This window comes from Perlabentimonas gracilis (assembly GCF_011174675.1).
GTDB lineage: Bacteria > Bacteroidota > Bacteroidia > Bacteroidales > Tenuifilaceae > Perlabentimonas > Perlabentimonas gracilis.
The window spans coordinates 157,685-176,770 of the sequence record NZ_JAANIG010000001.1 but is presented as its reverse complement, the minus strand read 5'-3'; the positions used below and the strand labels follow the sequence as shown (position 1 = coordinate 176,770).

General features: G+C 43.7%; 15 protein-coding genes and 2 tRNA genes. 6 read left to right on the top strand and 11 right to left on the bottom strand.

Going from position 1 to position 19,086, the window contains the following annotated elements:
* Nucleotides 1-11: 11 nt before the first annotated feature.
* Both surE and G8O23_RS00675 read right to left on the bottom strand, forming a co-directional pair.
* Nucleotides 12-842, bottom strand: coding sequence for a 5'/3'-nucleotidase SurE (gene surE / locus G8O23_RS00680; RefSeq protein ID WP_166360674.1), 831 nt, complete (start codon nucleotides 840-842; stop codon nucleotides 12-14).
* A 169-nt stretch (nucleotides 843-1,011) separates the two neighbouring features.
* A complete protein-coding gene (locus G8O23_RS00675) occupies nucleotides 1,012-1,971 on the bottom strand; it encodes a DUF3137 domain-containing protein (protein WP_166360672.1) in 960 nt (319 codons plus the stop codon).
* A 289-nt stretch (nucleotides 1,972-2,260) separates the two neighbouring features.
* On the opposite strand from G8O23_RS00675, the gene pheT reads away from it, so the two are divergent.
* From pheT to G8O23_RS00660, 3 genes are all read left to right on the top strand, one after another.
* Entirely contained in the window at nucleotides 2,261-4,762 is a 2,502-nt protein-coding gene (gene pheT / locus G8O23_RS00670) for a phenylalanine--tRNA ligase subunit beta (RefSeq protein WP_394351915.1), read from the top strand.
* A gap of 169 nt (nucleotides 4,763-4,931) precedes the next feature.
* On the top strand, nucleotides 4,932-5,447 hold the full coding sequence (locus G8O23_RS00665; protein ID WP_166360957.1) for an O-acetyl-ADP-ribose deacetylase: 516 nt from the start codon (nucleotides 4,932-4,934) through the stop codon (nucleotides 5,445-5,447).
* Between the two features lie 354 nt (nucleotides 5,448-5,801).
* A complete protein-coding gene (locus tag G8O23_RS00660; protein WP_166360668.1) occupies nucleotides 5,802-7,220 on the top strand; it encodes an NfeD family protein in 1,419 nt (472 codons plus the stop codon).
* A 15-nt stretch (nucleotides 7,221-7,235) separates the two neighbouring features.
* Here the strand turns inward: G8O23_RS00660 and G8O23_RS00655 are convergent, their stop codons facing one another.
* A complete protein-coding gene (locus G8O23_RS00655) occupies nucleotides 7,236-8,147 on the bottom strand; it encodes a hypothetical protein (RefSeq protein WP_166360666.1) in 912 nt (303 codons plus the stop codon).
* Between the two features lie 56 nt (nucleotides 8,148-8,203).
* Between G8O23_RS00655 and G8O23_RS00650 the strand changes: the two genes are divergently transcribed.
* The gene (locus G8O23_RS00650; protein ID WP_166360664.1) at nucleotides 8,204-8,437 is read left to right on the top strand and encodes a DUF6132 family protein; all 234 of its coding nucleotides are present in this window, start codon (nucleotides 8,204-8,206) and stop codon (nucleotides 8,435-8,437) included.
* On the opposite strand, the gene G8O23_RS00645 is transcribed toward G8O23_RS00650, so the two are convergent.
* The 4 genes from G8O23_RS00645 to G8O23_RS00630 form a co-directional block, all read right to left on the bottom strand.
* Nucleotides 8,409-9,596: an aspartate aminotransferase family protein gene (locus tag G8O23_RS00645; RefSeq protein WP_166360662.1), complete on the bottom strand. Its 1,188-nt coding sequence runs from the start codon at nucleotides 9,594-9,596 to the stop codon at nucleotides 8,409-8,411. The two genes, G8O23_RS00650 and G8O23_RS00645, sit on opposite strands and share 29 nt — an antisense overlap.
* A gap of 14 nt (nucleotides 9,597-9,610) precedes the next feature.
* Complete coding sequence (locus G8O23_RS00640) at nucleotides 9,611-10,315, bottom strand: LytR/AlgR family response regulator transcription factor (protein ID WP_166360660.1); 705 nt, start codon at nucleotides 10,313-10,315, stop codon at nucleotides 9,611-9,613.
* 122 nt (nucleotides 10,316-10,437) lie between these two features.
* Nucleotides 10,438-11,124, bottom strand: a complete 687-nt coding sequence (locus G8O23_RS00635) for a TrmH family RNA methyltransferase (RefSeq protein WP_166360658.1) — start codon at nucleotides 11,122-11,124, stop codon at nucleotides 10,438-10,440.
* 112 nt (nucleotides 11,125-11,236) lie between these two features.
* Nucleotides 11,237-11,509, bottom strand: coding sequence for an HU family DNA-binding protein (locus G8O23_RS00630; protein WP_166360656.1), 273 nt, complete (start codon nucleotides 11,507-11,509; stop codon nucleotides 11,237-11,239).
* Nucleotides 11,510-11,770: 261 nt separating this feature from the next.
* Between G8O23_RS00630 and G8O23_RS00625 the strand changes: the two genes are divergently transcribed.
* Nucleotides 11,771-11,858, top strand: a tRNA-Ser gene (locus G8O23_RS00625).
* A 36-nt stretch (nucleotides 11,859-11,894) separates the two neighbouring features.
* A tRNA-Ser gene (locus G8O23_RS00620) sits at nucleotides 11,895-11,982 on the top strand.
* A 67-nt stretch (nucleotides 11,983-12,049) separates the two neighbouring features.
* Here the strand turns inward: G8O23_RS00620 and G8O23_RS00615 are convergent.
* The 4 genes from G8O23_RS00615 to G8O23_RS00600 all read right to left on the bottom strand — a co-directional run bounded on the left by G8O23_RS00615 (nucleotide 12,050) and on the right by G8O23_RS00600 (nucleotide 19,058).
* Nucleotides 12,050-13,867, bottom strand: a complete 1,818-nt coding sequence (locus G8O23_RS00615; RefSeq protein WP_166360654.1) for an ABC transporter ATP-binding protein — start codon at nucleotides 13,865-13,867, stop codon at nucleotides 12,050-12,052.
* A gap of 43 nt (nucleotides 13,868-13,910) precedes the next feature.
* On the bottom strand, nucleotides 13,911-15,260 hold the full coding sequence (gene purB / locus G8O23_RS00610; protein ID WP_166360652.1) for an adenylosuccinate lyase: 1,350 nt from the start codon (nucleotides 15,258-15,260) through the stop codon (nucleotides 13,911-13,913).
* 160 nt (nucleotides 15,261-15,420) lie between these two features.
* Nucleotides 15,421-16,800, bottom strand: a complete 1,380-nt coding sequence (locus G8O23_RS00605) for a sigma-54-dependent transcriptional regulator (RefSeq protein ID WP_166360650.1) — start codon at nucleotides 16,798-16,800, stop codon at nucleotides 15,421-15,423.
* Nucleotides 16,801-16,802: 2 nt separating this feature from the next.
* On the bottom strand, nucleotides 16,803-19,058 hold the full coding sequence (locus G8O23_RS00600; RefSeq protein WP_166360648.1) for a tetratricopeptide repeat protein: 2,256 nt from the start codon (nucleotides 19,056-19,058) through the stop codon (nucleotides 16,803-16,805).
* Nucleotides 19,059-19,086: the final 28 nt, after the last annotated feature.

Sequence of the window (19,086 nt, the reverse complement as noted above, 5' to 3'; positions counted from 1 at the left end):
AGGAGATCCTTTTAATGAGATTTTGATCTTTCTGCCTTTACAGCGTCAGATTCATTAAGATTTAAACTTTGCGCCAGGGTAGCCACTTGGGACATATCGGTAAGGTCGGCCCTTATGGGCACAACCGAAACGTAACCATTCGCTAGGGCGTACTCATCGGTATCGGTGGCCTCGGGCTCCTCGTTGTGGAAGTAACCTGTTAGCCAGTAGTAATCTATGCCACGGGGGTCGGTTCGCTTATCGAACTCCTCACGCCACGTGCCCATATTCTGTCGGCACACCCTAACGCCTTTAATCTCGTCGGCAGGGATAGCCGGAAAGTTTACATTTAAGCACACCCCTCTTTTAAGACCATTGGCCAACACCGACTCAATGATGGGCTTACCATACTCCACAGCGCCTGTAAAATCGGCATCGGGCATAAAATCGAGTAGCGAAAACCCAATGGAAGGGATACCGTACAAACATCCCTCAATAGCTGCTCCCATTGTACCAGAGTAGAAAACGCTAACCGATGAGTTGGATCCATGGTTAACCCCAGACAGGATAATATCGGGAGTAGTTTTCAGCACCTCGCTCATGGCCAGCTTTATGCAATCAACAGGAGTACCATTCACCGAGTATAGCTCCACATCGTCGGTACGTTTCTGCTTGCGAATTCGTAGTGGATCTTTTATGGTAATGGCGTGCGACATTCCTGAGTGCCCCTCGCTGGGAGCAACCACAACCACTCTGCCCAATGGCTTGGCCATTTGTATTAGAGCCTCCAGCCCCTTGGCACGATAGCCATCATCATTCGATATTAAAATCAGTGGCTCTCTTTTGTTTGAACTAGTTGACATAAATTTTTATTTGGTTGCAAAGTTACTTAAATCATTGAAAAATCACAGCTTAACACATAGGTATTGTAATGTAATCACCAATGCTAAACTCCGCCTTACAAAGAGCAATATCAAATAAACATAACAGAGGGATAAAGGTTTGCAGTAAGAATGATTAATATAGCTTACATCATTGGCTTGGATTGAGATCGAAAAGAAGGGAGGTTAATTGCTGAACCTGCTCGAAGTAAGGCTTTACACTTTCTATCCGAGTGAGGTTTTTAAATAGTGGAGGTTCTAAAAGGTTATCGGTTTTGGATATGGCAATGAATAAATACGATCCAACAAACGATAAATAAACCTTACCTGAATGTTTACGATTTAAATCAATAATACGCTGCAGAAACGGCTTGGTAAGTAGGCGTTGAGTTTCGTTGGCATCCTCCGAGTAAACAGCAAAATGGCTACTGAAGTCGGGGCAATCAATTTCCATCAGCACTTCGGAACGTTCGCGATGGGCTTTTTTGGTGAACACATCTGGAATATCACTCCTTGGAATTATAATGGTTGACTTATGGAACTCTACACCAAAGTCGGCTGCAAATAAAAGACCCGAAAAGATATTGTATATACTTTCATATTTCTTCTTTCCCCCAGACTTAACTACATACAATGCCTCCACTTCGGACATCTTAACGTTTGCATTCCCAATCTTCCCTAAAACTAAATCCTCGCCTTTGTATCGGTTGGGGTAGTGGAGAAATATGCGTGAAAAGTTAAATGTATCCTGGTTTACAAACCCTTCGGGGTTGTAGTTTAAATCAGGATTAATGAATGTTATAATTGGCTCAACAACGATACTTTTAAAACTACTTCTAAACGATTTAAAATCGACCACGTAGCTTCCAACAATGAAACCAACCACCAAAACACCAAACCCCGATAGCAGAAACACCTTGTTTGGCTTATTGGTTTCCAGCATCTCAGTATGGTATACTAGTAAATAACTCGCGAGCAGCAGTAGAGAAAAAAGAATAAATACGAAAGTCCCCCTTGTAACAACTTTTCTTCTTAGAACCTCAACAGGTTCTAGCTTTGGGAAAATATATCTGTAAAAAAACTTTTCGAATTCGGTAAATGTCTTTTTCATAGCAAACACTTTTAATGACAATGGAATTGCAACTCATATTATACTTTGCAAGGGTTTAAATTCGCCACACCACCCCAAGTTACAAAAGTTAAACAAAGATTGCCAGCTATCCTTCTAAAGATTTAAGAGAGAAGAATTTTCAAAAGCGCATTCTAATATATAGGTTACGAAAAAGTTTCCGTTAGCACCTGTTTTCACCGGCCATAATTTAGAACATTTGCTTTACCCCAATCCACTATCAAACAAATAGCCTAGCCATAAACGATAAAGCCATTTTTTTCATACATTTGTGAGCTGCAATAAGAAGATTGTTAATTCACAAATAATTTCAGTTTCAATGAAGATTTCGTACAGCTGGCTAAAGGAGTATATTGATGTAAACCTCTCTCCCGAAGAGATGTCAGGTATCCTAACCTCCATAGGCCTTGAGGTTGAATCGCTTGAGAAAATCGAGGCGGTAAAAGGTGGTTTAAAAGGGGTTGTAATTGGCGAGGTACTTACCTGCGCAAAGCACCCCGATGCCGATAAGCTAAGTATAACCACCGTAAACATTGGCAAACCAGACCCCCTTAACATTGTTTGCGGTGCGCCCAACGTGGCCGCAGGACAAAAGGTAATGGTGGCAACCGTTGGCACCACGCTGTACCTTAACGACAACGAACTCACTCTGAAAAAAACCAAGATTAGAGGTCAACTATCGGAAGGAATGATTTGCGCCGAGGATGAGCTGGGGCTAGGAACTTCGCACGATGGCATAATGGTGCTCCCCTCCAATGCCCCAATAGGAACACCTGCCTCCGATTTTTTTAATCTTGAAGATGATTATCTGTTCGAAATTGGGTTAACTCCCAACCGTATAGATGCCGCCTCGCACTTTGGCGTAGCGCGCGATTTGGCTGCGTACCTAAATCTAGCTAAGGTCACCAAGGCAACTAAGCCTTCTGTTGATAATTTTAAGATAGACAACACCAATCTACACATCCCCGTTGAGGTTAAAAACCCCGATGCATGCCCTCGATACAGCGGAATAACCATTAGCAACGTTAAGGTTGAGCCATCGCCCGAATGGTTACAGAAGCGCCTTCGCTCCATTGGGCTTAGCCCAATAAACAATGTGGTGGACGTTACCAACTTTGTGCTTCATGAAGTGGGACAGCCTCTGCATGCCTTCGATGCCGATAAGGTTGATGGTAAGAAAGTGATTGTTGGCACGCTTCCACAGGAAAGCCCCTTCACCACGCTCGATGATGTTGAGCGAAAGCTAAGCAGCGAAGACCTAATGATTTGCAACACTACAGAGGGAATGTGTATTGCTGGTGTATTTGGCGGAAATAAATCGGGAGTTACCGAGAGCACTAAAAACATATTTCTCGAGAGCGCATACTTTAACCCCGTGTGGATTCGCAAAACCGCAAAACGTCATGGCCTTAGCACCGATGCCTCGTTCCGCTACGAGCGTGGCGCCGACCCCAACATCACCATTTGGGCGCTAAAGCGGGCGGCTATGCTGATAAAGGAAATTACTGGTGGTGAGATATCATCGGAAATTATTGATGTGTACCCAAGCCCTGTGGATAATTTCAAAGTGGAGCTAAGCATCGATTACACCACCAAGCTAATTGGAAAAGACATACCCAAAGAAACCATTAAGCAAATTCTTACCGGGCTTGATATTTCCATTGAGGCCGATAACGACGATACGTTAAGCCTAAGCATTCCGCCCTATCGGGTGGATGTGCAACGCCCTGCCGATGTGGTGGAGGAAATTCTGAGGATTTATGGCTACAACAATATCGATATTACCACAAAGGTAAACAGCACCCTGGCGCATAGCAGTCGCCCAAACAAGCATATTGTAACCAAACTTATTTCCGACACCCTAACAGGTACTGGGATGCACGAGATCATGTGCAACTCCCTAACCAAGCAAGCCTATTACGACAAGCTGAAAACATACCCAGCCGAGAACATTGTTGAGATTATTAACCCGCTGAGTACCGACTTGAATGGCCTGAGGCAAACCCTTCTGTTTGGCGGGTTAGAATCTGTAATCTACAATATCAACAGAAAAAAAGGCAACCTTAAGCTTTACGAGTGGGGTAACTGCTACACGTTCGACAAATCCAAAGAAAACTACGAGGTAGCCCTAAAGGCATACAACGAGAAGATGCGTTTGGCACTTTGGTTAACTGGCGACGACACCGAGGAGAGCTGGATAAAAAAGCAGGAGAAGACCACCTTCTATCATCTTAAGGCTAACGTATTTAACATACTCGACAAGCTGGGTATTGACACTAACAATTTAAACACGAGCGAGGCTCCAACCGATCTATTCGAGTACGGTATAAGCCTTGTTATCAACGGCAAAACCTTGGGTTACCTTGGAATGGTTTCGAAGAGGATTTGCAAAGATTTTGATATTAAGCAGGAGGTGTTTTTTGCCGAGCTTGATTGGGAGTCGCTATTTAAAATGGCCAAAAAGAATAGCGTTCAGTTTACCGAGATATCCAAGTATCCCGAGGTACGCCGCGACCTCGCCCTGCTCGTTGACGAGAATGTGACTTTTACACAGATTAAGGAGATTGCTCACAAGTCTGAACGAAAGCTCATTAGGGATATCAACCTATTTGATGTTTACAAGGGGCAGAATTTGGGCGAAGGGAAAAAATCGTACGCCGTATCGTTCACCCTGCAGGATGAGAGCAAAACCCTTACCGATAAGCAGATTGACAAGGTGATGCAAAACCTGATTAACGCATTTAGCAGAGACTTGGGGGCACAGATAAGGTAGAATAATTCGTATTAAGAATGCTAAAGAAAGTCAAGGAATATGCATATTCTTTGGCTTTCCTTGTTTATAAATACAGCAGATGAGTTATTGTTATAATTCACATTTAATGTAAATTTGATTTTCAAAATCCAACTAAATGGGACTATTTACACCATTCAGAAATAAGTTAATGCCTAGCGAAAAAATTACTCTTGCTAAAGGCGATATTACAACCCTAGGTGTTGATGCCATTGTGAATGCAGCCAACACAACGTTACTTGGCGGCGGCGGGGTTGATGGGGCAATCCATAGGGCTGCTGGCCCAGAGCTGCTCGAGGAGTGCAAAACCATTGGCGGGTGCCCAACGGGCGAAGCACGTATTACCAAAGGGTACAATCTTCTTGCATCGTATGTTATACATACCGTTGGTCCAGTATGGCAAGGGGGCCACAATAGCGAAAAGGAGTTGCTTCAGAACGCTTACATCAATAGCCTTAAGCTGGCCAAAGAACATAAGTTAAACTCAATTGCATTCCCTAACATAAGCACTGGGGTATATGGTTTTCCAAAACAGCTTGCTGCGCAAATTGCTGTCGATAGCGTAAAGTCTTACCTAAAGAATAATAAATACCCAAAGGAGGTTGTGTTTGTTTGCTTTGACGATGAGAACTACGCGCTGTACAGAACCCTTTTAAGCGTAGATTAAATCTACATTCTTCTCCAAACCATTAAGATTTGAGAGTCTCATGCAATTTTTTAAACTAGCATTTTCGAATTAAATGAGCAGCGGCCCTATCCAGTATTTTACAATCACTCTTCAAAGACTTTACTCCCTGTAGTAAAAAAACAATAAGCGCTGCTTGCCAATGGCGATAAAGTGGTTACATTTGAAGCATTATTCGCCCCAATCCAAAACTAGCATATATAGCCAAAAGTGTTTTGTATATTGATAATGCCATTTGATAAATCGTACAATAATGGGGCACAGCAAATCAATTAGTCTATGCATCAACAGGGTTTAACTTTAAACAGATTAGTAAACAGGATTAACTACATAAAGATGAAAAGAATTATCACCCTAATAGCCCTTGCAGTTCTATTTTGCTCGCCCATACTCGGGCTAGCAGTAGAATTGGATAGCATCCCCCAGCGGGAGGAAAGCACCCTAATATATAAGATAAACATTATGGAGGACATTATGCCCTCATCATGGCGTTATATTCAACGGGGTTTTGCCGAAGCAGATGAGCTTAACGCGGAGATTATCCTTATCCACCTAAACACCTATGGTGGACTGGTGAATATGGCCGACTCCATTCGGACCAAAATACTAAACAGCCCTAAGCCCGTTTGGGTGTTTATCGACAATCAGGCAGCTTCGGCGGGGGCCCTAATCAGCATTGCTGCCGATAGTATCTACATGCGTCAGGGCGCCAGCATTGGTGCGGCCACTGTGGTTGACCAAACGGGTGCAGCAGCGCCCGATAAGTACCAGTCGTTCATGCGGAGCACTATGCGTGCAACGGCTGAGGCCAAAGGGAAGGTTCCCGTTGTTGAGAATGGCGATACCGTGTACAAATGGCGTCGAGATCCTAGAATTGCCGAAGCAATGGTTGACCAATCAATTTATATTGAGGGAGTTGTCGACACAGGCAAGATATTAACATTCACCACCGAGGAGGCCATTCGATGGGGGTTCTGTGAGGGCAAAGCCGAGTCGGTAGGCGAACTCATTAGCAATGTGGGCATAACCGAATATAGGCTGGTTGAGTTCCAACCCACCACAATTGACAAGCTAATTGGACTGCTCACTAGCCCAGTTGTTTCTGGACTCCTAATCATGCTCATTGTTGGGGGTATTTATTTCGAACTTCAGACTCCTGGCGTTGGATTTCCTATCGCCATATCCATTCTGGCAGCCATACTATACTTTGCTCCACTATACATCGAGGGGCTGGCCGAGAACTACGAATTGGTTATATTTATAATTGGGATAATACTTATTGCTGTTGAAATTTTTGCCATACCGGGGTTTGGAGTAGCCGGCATAAGTGGGATTATTCTAGTTATAATTGGGCTAACCGTGGCGATGATTGATAACGATATTTTTAGGGATGTTCGCCCCTTTGCTTGGGTTGAGATTCTTAAACCCTTGGCTCTCGTAGGATTCTCACTCCTTTCGGGGCTAATCCTGTCCATCATTCTAAGCAAAAGGCTTATTACGTCGCCTGCTTTCCCTTCATTAATGCTTGGCTCAAGCTTGAGCCAAGAGGATGGCTATGTGGGCATCGACAAGCACCAGAAGGATATGCTGGGCAAGGTAGGCGTAACTGTAACCGTGTTACGCCCCTCGGGTAAGGTGGAGATTGATGATGAAATCTTTGATGCTATCTCCGAGGACGGGTTTATAAACAAGGACGAAAAGGTTAAGGTTGCTAAGGACGAAGCGGGCCAAATTTACGTGATGCGGATTGAGTAGGTCAACATTTGGTCATTAGTTACCTCTGCCCGATCGGTATAGAAACCCCGGGTCAAAGTTTTCCGAAGGAGGTTGAACGGGCAATGAAGCCCTCTCGCGCCTTGGGTTACGTGCATCAATGTCGGGGGTATAAACCCAAAAACCATCTGTAAAGCTAAACCCATCGAACGATAAATCGGGGACGTAGTATTGAAAATTCCCAGCATAGGTTGGCTGCATTGGGGTTAGGTGGCTACTAACAATCATTCTGTTATCCTTATCCCACCGGAGAATCATTGTGGCACGCGACGAGTACTCAAATATTACCCGGCTAATCATTCTATCCCTTAGCCTTACAATGGGCACACCAAATACAGGGGCACCATTCTCAAGGGTAACAACTTCAATAATTCGTTTCGACGAGAATATGTTGTTAAGATCAACTCCCAACAATGTGTAGTATGTTTTACCCCCATACTGCTGGGTAATTAACTCGTAGTACAACGCTCCAAACCACTTGCTGGGTGAACCCACGCCTAAATGTGGTGAGTCAAAATCAGCACGTTTGTCCTCCAAATCATACACTTGCACCTGTCCCTCGAGGTTTACCAACATAAAACCAAAATACTGCTGCAATCCTCGGGGTTGTGGTAAATTCCAGGTGAATACACGCAAGGTATTATCTTCGGATTTTTGCTTTCCCACATTTGTTAACGAATCGAAGGGGTAGTCAAATGCACCCTCGTAGTGCAAAGCCGTTCTAAAGAGATCGGCAAACTGCTGGTTAACCAAACTTTTTTGAGTATGATTAGTTTCCTGGACTACCCTAGCCAGCATATCCTGCAGCTCAATCTCCAACCTAACCAATGAGTCAATCGACTCAGAGGCAGATGATATCGCCCAGAACAACGAAAAAATTATTAATGCAATGCTTTTCACTTTGAACATATTGAGGTATGTGTATGTTTAGAATCTTATGCAATACAAAACCAAATGCAATTATTATGAAATTTAACGACTTTTTCAAGAAAATATTTTCAATTCGCCTACTGTTAGGTCTATTAATAGGTGGTGCCTTAGGTTATGCGTATTATCACTTCATTGGTTGCAGGGGCGGTAGCTGCCCAATGTGGGCCGACCCATGGCGCAGCACGCTAATAGGTATGGCATTTGGTGGAATTCTACTATTCGATACCTCCAAGAAAAAAGCTAAAGAGAATCAAGAACCTCAAGAATAACCCTGCACACAGCCCTAATCTCATCATCGGTTATGGTTAAGGGAGGGGCTATTCTAAAGGCAGTATCGCAGAAAAGAAACCAATCGGTTAGGAAGCCCTTCTCGAGCCCCTGCTTAATAACTTGCTGAACCTTATCAAACGATCCTAACTCAACCGCCATAAAAAGGCCATACGAACGGATACTCAAAATTTTGGGATGGTTACTCAGGATTTCGAGGAAAAGATTTGCCTTGGCGGCAATGCTGTCGAGCAATCTATTCTCCATTAATACATTTATAGATGCTAGTGAGGCAGCACACGACACAGGATGCCCGCCAAAGGTTGTGATATGCCCCAGCGGTGGGTTACTGGTGAGGCACTCCATAATCGCCTTTGAGGAGATAAAAGCCCCCAAGGGCATACCCCCACCAAAAGCCTTGGCAAGAAGTAGTATATCGGGTACCACACCATACCTTTCGAAGGCAAACATTTTTCCAGTTCGCCCCATACCTGTTTGTATCTCATCAAAAACAAGTAAAGCCCCCATGCTGGTGCACCTCTCCCGCAGCGCAACAAGGTAATCGATGTTGGAAGCAACTATTCCTGCTTCGCCTTGAATGGGTTCAATAATTACGCAAGCTGTTTTAGTAGTAATCCTTTCCAGATCCTCAAAACAATTTATATCAATATGCTGCACGTCTGGCAAAAGCGGTCTATAGGAGCGTTTAGGCCCCTCGTTCCCCATAAGGCTTAACGCCCCATGGGTGCTTCCGTGGTATGCATTTCGCATCGAGATTATTTCGGGTCTACCTGTATATCGTTTAGCGAGCTTCACTCCTCCCTCAACGGCTTCGCTACCCGAATTTACAAAATACACGCTCTCAAAATTAGAGGGAAGTAACTCTACAATAGCTTGCGCAAGTTTTACCTGGGGTGCCTGCACCAGCTCGCCGTAAACCATTAGGTGCATATACTTTGCAGCTTGCTGCGAGATGGCCTTAACAACCTCTGGGTGCGAGTGCCCCACATTACTAACAGAAACGCCAGAAATTAAATCGCAAACCTTCCTATTATCGGATGTGTAAAGATAAACCCCTTCGGCTCTTTCTACTTCAAGCGTTAGGGGTGCATCGGAAGTTTGCGCAATATGTTTTAAGAATAGCTCTCGATGTGTTAACATTTGTATTTACAGAATCATTTATTCATTAAGTTAATATCACTAAGTAGCTGGTCACGATATGATTTACCTATTGGAATTATCTTCTTGGTGTCATGGGTTTTTATCACCACCGAATTATCCTCAATACTATTAATTGCCTTAATGTTCACAATAAACGACCTGTGCACACGCTTGAAAAATGCGTTGGGCAACTGATTCTCAATGGCCTTCATGGTGAAGTGAATAGTATACTTATCGGTTAATGAGTTAATAACTACATAATTCTCAAGCGCTTCAACCCAAAGTATATCGCTAAACTTAATCTTTACCAGCGAATTTCCCTTCTTAATAAAAATCTCATCGGTAGCACTTAGGTTTTGGGCCTTATCGAAATGTTCGAGTGCTTTATTCGCTGCTTTAAAGAAACGGGCATATGTAACAGGCTTGAGCAGATAATCGGTTACGCTGTATTCAAAGGCCTCAAGAGCATACTTCTCGCGCGATGATACAATTATAATTTGGGGTTTTTGGGTGATTGTATTGAGGAATTCTATCCCTGTCATCTCGGGCATCTCAATATCTAAAAAGATGAGATTTACACTCCCACCGGAATTTATAAAGTTAATGGCATCAACAGCGTTGCTAAAGGTGCCTTCGAGCTCCAAAAAGCTGGTTCTGCTCACGTAATCTTCAAGCACACGGCAGGTTAACTCATCATCATCAATTACTATGCACTTCATAAATATGTAGTATAGAATTATATGACGAATTTACGAAATATATTGATGAGTAGCACATTTTTGCTGACAAATAATCAGGGGGTGAAGTTGGTGAAAACTATTTACACCTACATATCAACCACTTACACCTGGCTCAAAAAGCGTTTCTCTATAGATCGCCAACTTTTAATCGATTTTCGAAGCCATTCCAAAAGTAAGTCGGCATACTCGTCACCAGTTAGTTTATAATCAATTGATGATGAGTGCAACCTTTCGGTAAGGTTTTGCAGGCATAATGCAGCTGAAACCGAAATGTTTAAACTCTCTGAAAAACCGTAGGTAGGAATAACCATATGCTCATCGGCATGGTCAAGAGCGTCCTGCGAAAGCCCTGTTAGCTCGGTTCCAAACAGCAATGCAAATTTCCCTTTGGCCAAATCGAATTCTTGGAGCGTGGTTACATAGGTATGGGGTGATGTGGCTAAAATCCGATAGCCCTTTTCTTTTAATGCTTTAATGGCTGTAACAGTATTGTTTTCCGCCTGGCAGTACTTACTCACAGTAAGCCACTTGCTGGCGCCCATAACCACCTTGGGGTTAACGCTAAACCTATTGGTATTCTCAATAACATGCACATCCTGCAGGCCAAAGCAATCGCATGTACGAAGTACAGCACTTGCATTTTGCGACTGATAAATATCCTCAAGCACCACGGTGGCGTATCGGGTTCTGTAGCTTAGCACATGCTTAAGGAGTTCCAAGCGCTTCTCTGAGATAAACTCACCAAAGTGGTTTATTAGCGCATACTTTTGATTGAGCGATAAAACCATTTCGAAAAATATGGAGACGAACTAGGACGAAGCCATTATACCTAAATGGCTATAAAATAATAAAGGGGCATCAATTACTATTGATGTCCCCCCCATTATCATTAATTGCAGCTTACTGAACTGAATCGTTAAGATCGCTACCTGGCTTAAACTTAACAACCTTTTTAGCTTTGATAGTGATAGGCTTGCCAGTTTGAGGGTTACGTCCTGTTCTTGCACTTCTCTCAGAAACTGAGAAAGATCCGAAACCAACTAGAGCAACACGATCACCGCCCTTAAGAGCACCACCTGTTACCTTAACAAATGCATCTAAAGATTTTTTTGCGTCAGCCTTAGTGACTTTAGCTTCTGCTGCAATTGCATCAATTAATTGAGCTTTGTTCATAATACTAAATTTTTAGGGTTAGAAATAGTTAGTTTACCTAAACTTGATAGTACAAATATAGCGTATTTACTGGCTTTACCAAATGAATAGGTAAAAAAACTGTTGTTTTTCAGTGTTTTTTACGAAAAATTTCCACGCTTGGAAACTCAAACGCTAAATTATTGAAAAAAACTTGATAAAACCAAGGGGTTGAGCAATATTTTTTCAAGTTTTTTTTCGCAAAAAATTTTTTAGAAACCAAAAAGAGGGTATCTTTGCAGCGGAGAAATGGCAGAGTGGTCGAATGCGGCGGTCTTGAAAACCGTTGTACCGCAAGGTACCGGGGGTTCGAATCCCTCTTTCTCCGCCAAGTTTTGGAGATCCTTATGGATCTCCTTTTTTGCTTGGAGAGATGCCGGAGTGGTCGAACGGGGCGGTCTCGAAAACCGTTGTCCGCTTTGCGCGGACCCAGGGTTCGAATCCCTGTCTCTCCGCAAACGAAAAGGTTCCACCCTTTTAGGGCTGGAACCTTTTTTATTAGCAATAATACAATACGATAAACTACTGCTGTAGTTGGTATAGCTTGGTGTAAATGCCTCCTTTTTCGAGCAACTCCTCGTGCTTTCCTCGCTCCACAATCTCGCCCTCATGCAGTACACAAATTAAATCGGCGTTTTTCACTGTTGATAGCCTGTGGGCAATAACAAGCGAGGTTCTGTTCTTCATCAAGTTCTCAATGGCATCTTGCACCAACCTTTCCGATTCGGTATCGAGAGCAGATGTGGCCTCATCGAGAATCATGATGGGAGGATTCTTCATGATTGCCCTAGCAATGCTCAGGCGCTGGCGCTGGCCACCCGAGAGTTTACTGCCCCTGTCGCCAATGTTTGAGTAGTACCCATTGGGGGTAGCCTCAATAAACTCATGGGCGTTGGCAATTTTTGCTGCTGCAATCACCTCGTCGTCCTGCGGGTTTTCTATACCAAAGGCGATGTTATTATAAAAGGTATCGTTAAAGAGGATTGGTTCCTGGTTAACATTCCCCATCAAGTTTCGTAGGCTCGACAGGGTAAACTCCTTAATATTCACTCCGTCAATCAACACTTCACCCTCCATCACATCATAAAAACGGGGTAACAAATCCACCATGGTGCTTTTGCCCGATCCCGACTGCCCAACCAGAGCAACTGTGGTCCCTTTCTTTACCTTTAGGTTAACATTTTTAAGCACGTAGTCGTTTTGGTACTTAAAGCTAACGTTTCTGTATTCAATACTCTCATTAAAACCATCTACACTAACAGCACCAGCGCTATCAACAATTGGGTTATTAGCATGCAGGAGGGTGTCTATCCTGTCGGCTGATGCCATTCCCTTAAGCACGTTGAAGTAGGCGCTTGAGAACGATTTGGCAGGATTAATAATCATATAAAAACCCGCAATGTAAGCAATTAAAGCCTCGGGGCTTAGCTTACCAGTACCTTCAAAAACTAGCCTTGCTCCAAACCATAGTACCATGACTACAACCACGGTTCCTAAGAACTCGCTCAATGGGCTAGCCAAATCCCTCCGCCGCCACATCTTTATCATGAGGCGCGAGTAGAAAGAGTTAATACTCTCGAAGCGTTGACGCATTCTAGCCTCCGCATTGAAAGCTTTTATAATCCTCAACCCTCCAAGGGTTTCCTCAATTATTGAAAGTAGCGCTCCCATTTTACGTTGCCCCTTGAACGAGGTTTTACGAAGCGACTTACCAATTCTGCCAATCATACCTCCAGCAAGCGGCAGCAAAACGAGAACAAAAAGGGTAAGCTGGGGACTTATAGCAATTAGGAAGGAAAGATAAACAACAATAATAATGGGTTCTTTAAAGAACATCTCTAGTGAACGAATTATCGACACCTCAATCTCATGCACATCGGTTGTCATCTTGCTAATGATATCGCCCTTCTTCTCGTCGGAGTAGTAGCCCAAGGGTAACTCGAGCACCTTTTTAAATAGCGCATTACGAATATCGCGCACCACACCCAAGCGGATGGGCGCTAAGAACCAAAGGGCTAGATAGGCAAAAAGATTTTTGAAAAGAGAAGTAACGGCAACCAAAGCTACTATAAAGAGTAATGCTGTAGATTTACCGTTGTTGATAATAAGTTGGCTTACATAGTAATTGAAAAACTCCTTAATATATGAAAAGTCGAGCGACTCGAACTGGGGCCGAACCTCTACCAATGGCGAGGTCTCAAAAAGTATCCCAAGGAATGGAATGAGCATTGCTATGGAGAAAAGCCCAAAGAAAGCACCCAGCAGGTTCGATAGTACGCTTGATGCAGCTTTCCATTTGTAGGGAAAAATGAATTTGAATATCTTATAAAACTTCTTCATTCTACGGTTAATGTATTTGTTGCGCCCTTAGGCAGCACGTATGCTATATGGTAACCCCTGTATAGTTGAATGGAGTAATACGCTTAAGCTCATCTTTGACTGAATTTGACACCTCCAACCTGTCTATAAATTCATGCAGATTCTCCTTGGATATGGCTTTGTTTGTGCGGGTCAAATCCTTTAGCGCCTCGTATGGGTTTGGATACCCCTCGCGACGAAGAATAGTTTGTATGGCTTCGGAAACCACTATCCAATTCCGTTCGAGGTCGGCATTTATAGCAGCCGGATTAATTACCAGCTTTTCGAGCCCCTTTGCAATGGCTTTCAAAGATAGTACAGTATGGGCAAAGGGCACGCCAATGTTACGCATCACGGTGCTATCGGTAAGGTCGCGCTGAAGGCGCGAAATGGGAAGCTTCTCCGACAGGTGCTCAAAAAGGGCGTTTGCTATCCCTAGATTACCCTCAGCATTCTCAAAATCGATGGGGTTTACCTTGTGCGGCATTGCCGATGATCCAACTTCTCCTTCCTTAATCTTCTGCTTAAAGTATTCCATTGAGATGTAGGTCCATACATCGCGGCACAGGTCAATAAGAATTACGTTTATGCGCTTTAGATTATCGAAGGTAGCAGCCAGGTTGTCGTAATGCTCAATCTGGGTGGTAATTTGAGAGCGTTCGAGCCCTAGTATATCATTTACGAAAGTGTTGGCAAAATCTACCCAATCGATATTTGGATAGGCCACTTGGTGTGCATTGAAATTGCCTGTAGCTCCGCCAAACTTGGCCGAAACGGGCACCTTGCGCAGCAGATTAACCTGCTTATTGATACGCTCTACAAATACGCTTATCTCCTTACCCAACCGAGTTGGCGAAGCGGGCTGCCCGTGGGTACGAGCCAGCATGGGCACATCGGCCCATACCTGCGCAAGCTGTTCCAACTTTTCTAAAAGTTCGTCGAGCATAGGGTAGTATACTTCGTGTCCTGCATCGCGAAGCATGCTAGGAAAGGCAGTATTATTAATGTCCTGCGAGGTTAAACCAAAATGAACAAATTCCAGAAAATCGCTTAGGCCGAGGGTTTTGAATCTATCCTTTATAAAATACTCCACTGCCTTCACATCGTGGTTTGTTATCTTCTCAATATCCTTCACCTCCTGGGCATCCTTTGCTGAGAAGTTTTTATACAGCTTTCGTAAATCGGCATAAACCTTACTATCGATCCCTTTTAGCTGTGGGAGTGGAAGTTCGCACAGGGCAATGAAGTACTCCACCTCAACCATCACCCGATAGCGGATTAGGGCTAATTCGGAAAAGTAGGCGTCAAGTTTATCGAGGCTATTTCGGTACCTACCATCAATAGGCGAGATGGCGGTTAAACGGCTTAGTTCCATAAGTTGATAAATTTTTGATGACAAAGTTAACAATCATCGGGCAACTGTAAAGAAAAAATAATTCGTTGAAAGCTATTTTGTGTTATTATTCCGCAACACAAGAGTGTTCACTGTGCCACAATATAGCTTAGTAACATTAGCAGCATTGAATATCGTTTACCTAAACCTGGATATCGTACTTTTCGAGCCTTCTATCGAGCGACTGCCTTGTTATATTTAGAAGTTGTGCGGCATCGGACTTTATGTAGCCAGAGTTTTTTAGCGCTTTAATTATGGTTCTTTTCTCAATCTCATCCAAATCGAAAACCTCCTCAACATCCGATAATACTAACTCATCGGTTGCAGAGTTTAATCCAACAAATGAGAACTCGTTAAGGGTAAGCCTATCGCCATCGGCAAGAATTATGGCACGCTCCACCATGTTGCGCAGCTCGCGCACATTACCAGGAAAATGGTAGTTCATCGCAGCCGAAATCACCTTAGAGTCGATACCATTGATCCTTTTATTGAGTTTTCGACTAATGGAATCGGTGTAGTACTTTAAAAGCGCCGGTATATCCTCGGGTCGTTCACGTAAAGGAGGGATGTATATCTCGAAGGAGTTCACCCTGAAGTACAGGTCGTTGCGGAACTTATTCATTTCAATTAAATCGGCAATATTTTGATTTGTTGCCGCGATAATGCGAACGTCAATGGATATATCGCTAACGGCGCCAAGGCGCCGTATCTTCCTATCCTCAAGCACCCTCAGCAGCTTGCTTTGCATATTGGGGTGCATATCAACAATTTCATCAAGGAAAAGGGATCCTCCGTTGGCAATCTCGAACCACCCTGCCTTATCCTCATTGGCACCGGTAAAGGCACCTTTCCTATGACCAAAGAATTCGCTCTCGAAAAGGGTTTCGGGAATGGCCGAACAGTTCACAGCATGAAAGTAGCTCTCGCGTCGTGCACTAAGGTGATGAATACCTCTGGCCACTAACTCCTTACCCGTTCCACTCTCGCCGGTAATAAGCACCGATGTGTTATCAACCTGTGCCACTTTTCGCATAAGATCCATCACCTGCTGAATGGCCTTACTTGTTCCAATTATCTCATATCCAAAATTATCTCTAAGATCCTTGGAAACCAACTCGTAGGACTTGTTAACCTCGCTAAGTTTGTGAGCCAGCTCAATAAACCTTCGGGTACGTTTTATGGCTGCTTTCATGTCTAATAGCCTAAAAGGCTTGGGGAAGAACTCTACTGCCCCTAAGCGCATGGCCTGTATTACGGCATCCATATCGCCATGGCCAGTAATCATGATTACCTCTATATGCGGGTAGAGCTGCTTAACCTTTTCGAGAACAGCAAAACCATCCATCTCGGGCAGACGAAGATCGAGGATTAAAACATCAACGTGGGTTTTCTCCAGAATAAGGAATGCCTCCGAGGGTTTATCGGCAGCACTAACTGCAAAGGATTCGTTCTCGAGAAACTCCCTGATCTCATCCCTAAATACTTTTTCGTCGTCGAGTATAAGTATGCTTAATGACTCCATATTTATGATTTTGGAACTTTAACATCGAATTGGGTGTACTCCCCCTCCTTTGAATCGACAGTGATCTCACCTAGGATATCCTTTACAAAGCCATAAGCTATGGAAAGTCCAAGGCCAGTACCTTTATCAACCTTCTTGGTGGTGTAAAACGGATCGAAAATTTTTTCCAGATCTTTAGGCTTAATCCCCACACCGTTATCGCGTATGGAGATACAAGCAAAGGTGCTATCGTGCCAGGTTGAGACTTCGATTCTCTTCACATAGGACTTGTCGGCAACAATCTCCTTTTCATCCACCGCAAACTTGGCATTACTAATTAAATTTAGCACCACCTGTTCCATCTTAAACTTATCGGCAATAACTTTTTCCATATCGGGAACTAGATTTACCTCCAAATCCACATTATGGTTAGCAAATTGTGCTGCAACCATAAGGAGCGTGTTGTTTACCACCTCGTTAAGACAAATACGCTCGAATGATGCGGGCTTATGCGAACGCGAAAATGTTCGGGTATGCTCAATAATTCGTTTAATTCTGTCCACATTTTCGAACATAAGATTGACCTTATCCTTTAAATACTCGTTGGACAGGTTATTGTCGGCCAGCCTTATAAGTATATTATCGAGCCCCATGGAAAGCCCCCCAAGGGGTTGGTTTATTTCATGCGCAATACCTGCAGCAAGTGTTCCAAGCGACTCGAGCTTTGATTTTTGAGCCAACAATAGCTGTTGCTTTTCCTGCTTTTTGATCTCGAGAATCATGCGCTTCTCAAGGCCTTTGTTCATCTCCATAATTTTTAGCTCAGTCTCCTTTTGCTTTGCAAACTCTTTTTGTTTTGCATTGTAAAAAAAGATGAATAGCACCAGCAGGGCAAATAGGAAAAGGGCTAAGGCTATAAAAACCATACGCTGGTACTGGGCTTTGGTTAGCTGTAGATCTTGAATCTCGTTGTTTTGCCGCAATATCTCGTTCTCCCTTTCTTTTTGAGTAATTTCGTAAAGAATTTGCATTGTGGCTAACTTCTGACCGCTCTCCTCACTGTATATGGAGTCGCGCAGCTCAGCCCAGAGCTTGTAGTAATCGAGCGCTTGCAAAAAGCGCCCCTCCTTCTCGTATACCTGCGAAAGATAACGATACACATCGGCTGCCGAGGTGGTAAGGTTCTCGCGGGTTGCAATCGCGAGAGCTTGGTTAAGGTAGTCTGTAGATGATGGGTAATCGCCAAAGGCGCTATAACATCGCGATATATTCACAAGGGCAGTAATCTGTTCCTGAAGTAGCCCAACTGATTGCGCCAGCTGAAGCCCCCGGGTAAAGCTTGCCACAGCTTGCCTATACTGCTCCTTCTCGAAAAAGACATCACCAATCTCAAGCAATACATCAACCATCGGAATGGTATCGTTTTGTAGCTGATAGTAAGCCAGTGCCCTATTATAGTATACTAGAGCGCTATCGGGTTCCTGCATCAGGAAAAGAGAGAACGCAATCTGTTTGTAATCGGACATCACCTCGGCTGTTGCATTGGACCTTTCACCTAAACTAGCAGCTCTCCGAAAGGCAAGTAGGCTTTGCTCAAACTGCCCGAGATTCCTATAAACCGATCCTATTTTACGATAGGCATCAACCTTAACCATTAAATCATCGGCACTTAAATTGGTGTCGTCTCCTATTAGTTCGCTAACCCGAATAAACTCCTGATATGCTCGGGCATAGCTGTTCTGATTAAGGTATATTTCGCCCAAATGCTTGTGGAGTGACACTTGCAAATCGCGGTCGTTAATCTGTTGGGCTAAGCGTATGGCCCTTGTGATAAAGCTTGCAGCCATGTCGAAATTTCGGGCACCATGGTACACCTCTGAGATACCCTTAAGGGCTATGATTTGTTCTCGAACAAGATTGTGATTTTCGAAATGGCTCAATGCTCTATTATAGTACCTAAGAGCGTTTTCGGTATGATTGGCATTGAAACTCGATAGCCCCATTAGCAAAAGGGCTTGACCCTCGTACAGGTGGTTACCAATACGCTTTGAGAGGAACGCTGCCTCCAACCCCAGCTCTAGTGCGCGCTCTGGATTACTTGCCACGTAAAGGTTCCCAAGTTCAATCTTTGATTTTACCAGTTCAACCCCTTGCAGCTCGTTCATTTGCTGCTCCAAAACGGCAATAGGCTCCTGTGCCCCAAGTGAAAAGGAGATGAAAACAAACGCATATAGCACTATATACCGCATAAAGAATGAGCTGTATAGGTTGAAAAACATATGGAAGACTAAATTAGGGATATTTTTT

Excerpts from the sequence above, each read along its gene's own strand:
- G8O23_RS00635 (WP_166360658.1), bottom strand. The coding sequence starts at position 11,124 with ATGGTTTTATCGCTCAATCAAAAGTATGCGCTAATAAACCACTTTGGT.
- G8O23_RS00655 (WP_166360666.1), bottom strand. The coding sequence starts at position 8,147 with ATGTTCAAAGTGAAAAGCATTGCATTAATAATTTTTTCGTTGTTCTGG.
- G8O23_RS00645 (WP_166360662.1), bottom strand. The coding sequence starts at position 9,596 with ATGTTAACACATCGAGAGCTATTCTTAAAACATATTGCGCAAACTTCC.
- purB (WP_166360652.1), bottom strand. The coding sequence starts at position 15,260 with ATGGAACTAAGCCGTTTAACCGCCATCTCGCCTATTGATGGTAGGTAC.
- G8O23_RS00615 (WP_166360654.1), bottom strand. The coding sequence starts at position 13,867 with ATGAAGAAGTTTTATAAGATATTCAAATTCATTTTTCCCTACAAATGG.
- surE (WP_166360674.1), bottom strand. The coding sequence starts at position 842 with ATGTCAACTAGTTCAAACAAAAGAGAGCCACTGATTTTAATATCGAAT.
- G8O23_RS00605 (WP_166360650.1), bottom strand. The coding sequence starts at position 16,800 with ATGGAGTCATTAAGCATACTTATACTCGACGACGAAAAAGTATTTAGG.
- G8O23_RS00630 (WP_166360656.1), bottom strand. The coding sequence starts at position 11,509 with ATGAACAAAGCTCAATTAATTGATGCAATTGCAGCAGAAGCTAAAGTC.
- G8O23_RS00675 (WP_166360672.1), bottom strand. The coding sequence starts at position 1,971 with ATGAAAAAGACATTTACCGAATTCGAAAAGTTTTTTTACAGATATATT.
- G8O23_RS00600 (WP_166360648.1), bottom strand. The coding sequence starts at position 19,058 with ATGTTTTTCAACCTATACAGCTCATTCTTTATGCGGTATATAGTGCTA.
- G8O23_RS00660 (WP_166360668.1), top strand. The coding sequence starts at position 5,802 with ATGAAAAGAATTATCACCCTAATAGCCCTTGCAGTTCTATTTTGCTCG.
- G8O23_RS00650 (WP_166360664.1), top strand. The coding sequence starts at position 8,204 with ATGAAATTTAACGACTTTTTCAAGAAAATATTTTCAATTCGCCTACTG.
- G8O23_RS00665 (WP_166360957.1), top strand. The coding sequence starts at position 4,932 with ATGCCTAGCGAAAAAATTACTCTTGCTAAAGGCGATATTACAACCCTA.
- G8O23_RS00640 (WP_166360660.1), bottom strand. The coding sequence starts at position 10,315 with ATGAAGTGCATAGTAATTGATGATGATGAGTTAACCTGCCGTGTGCTT.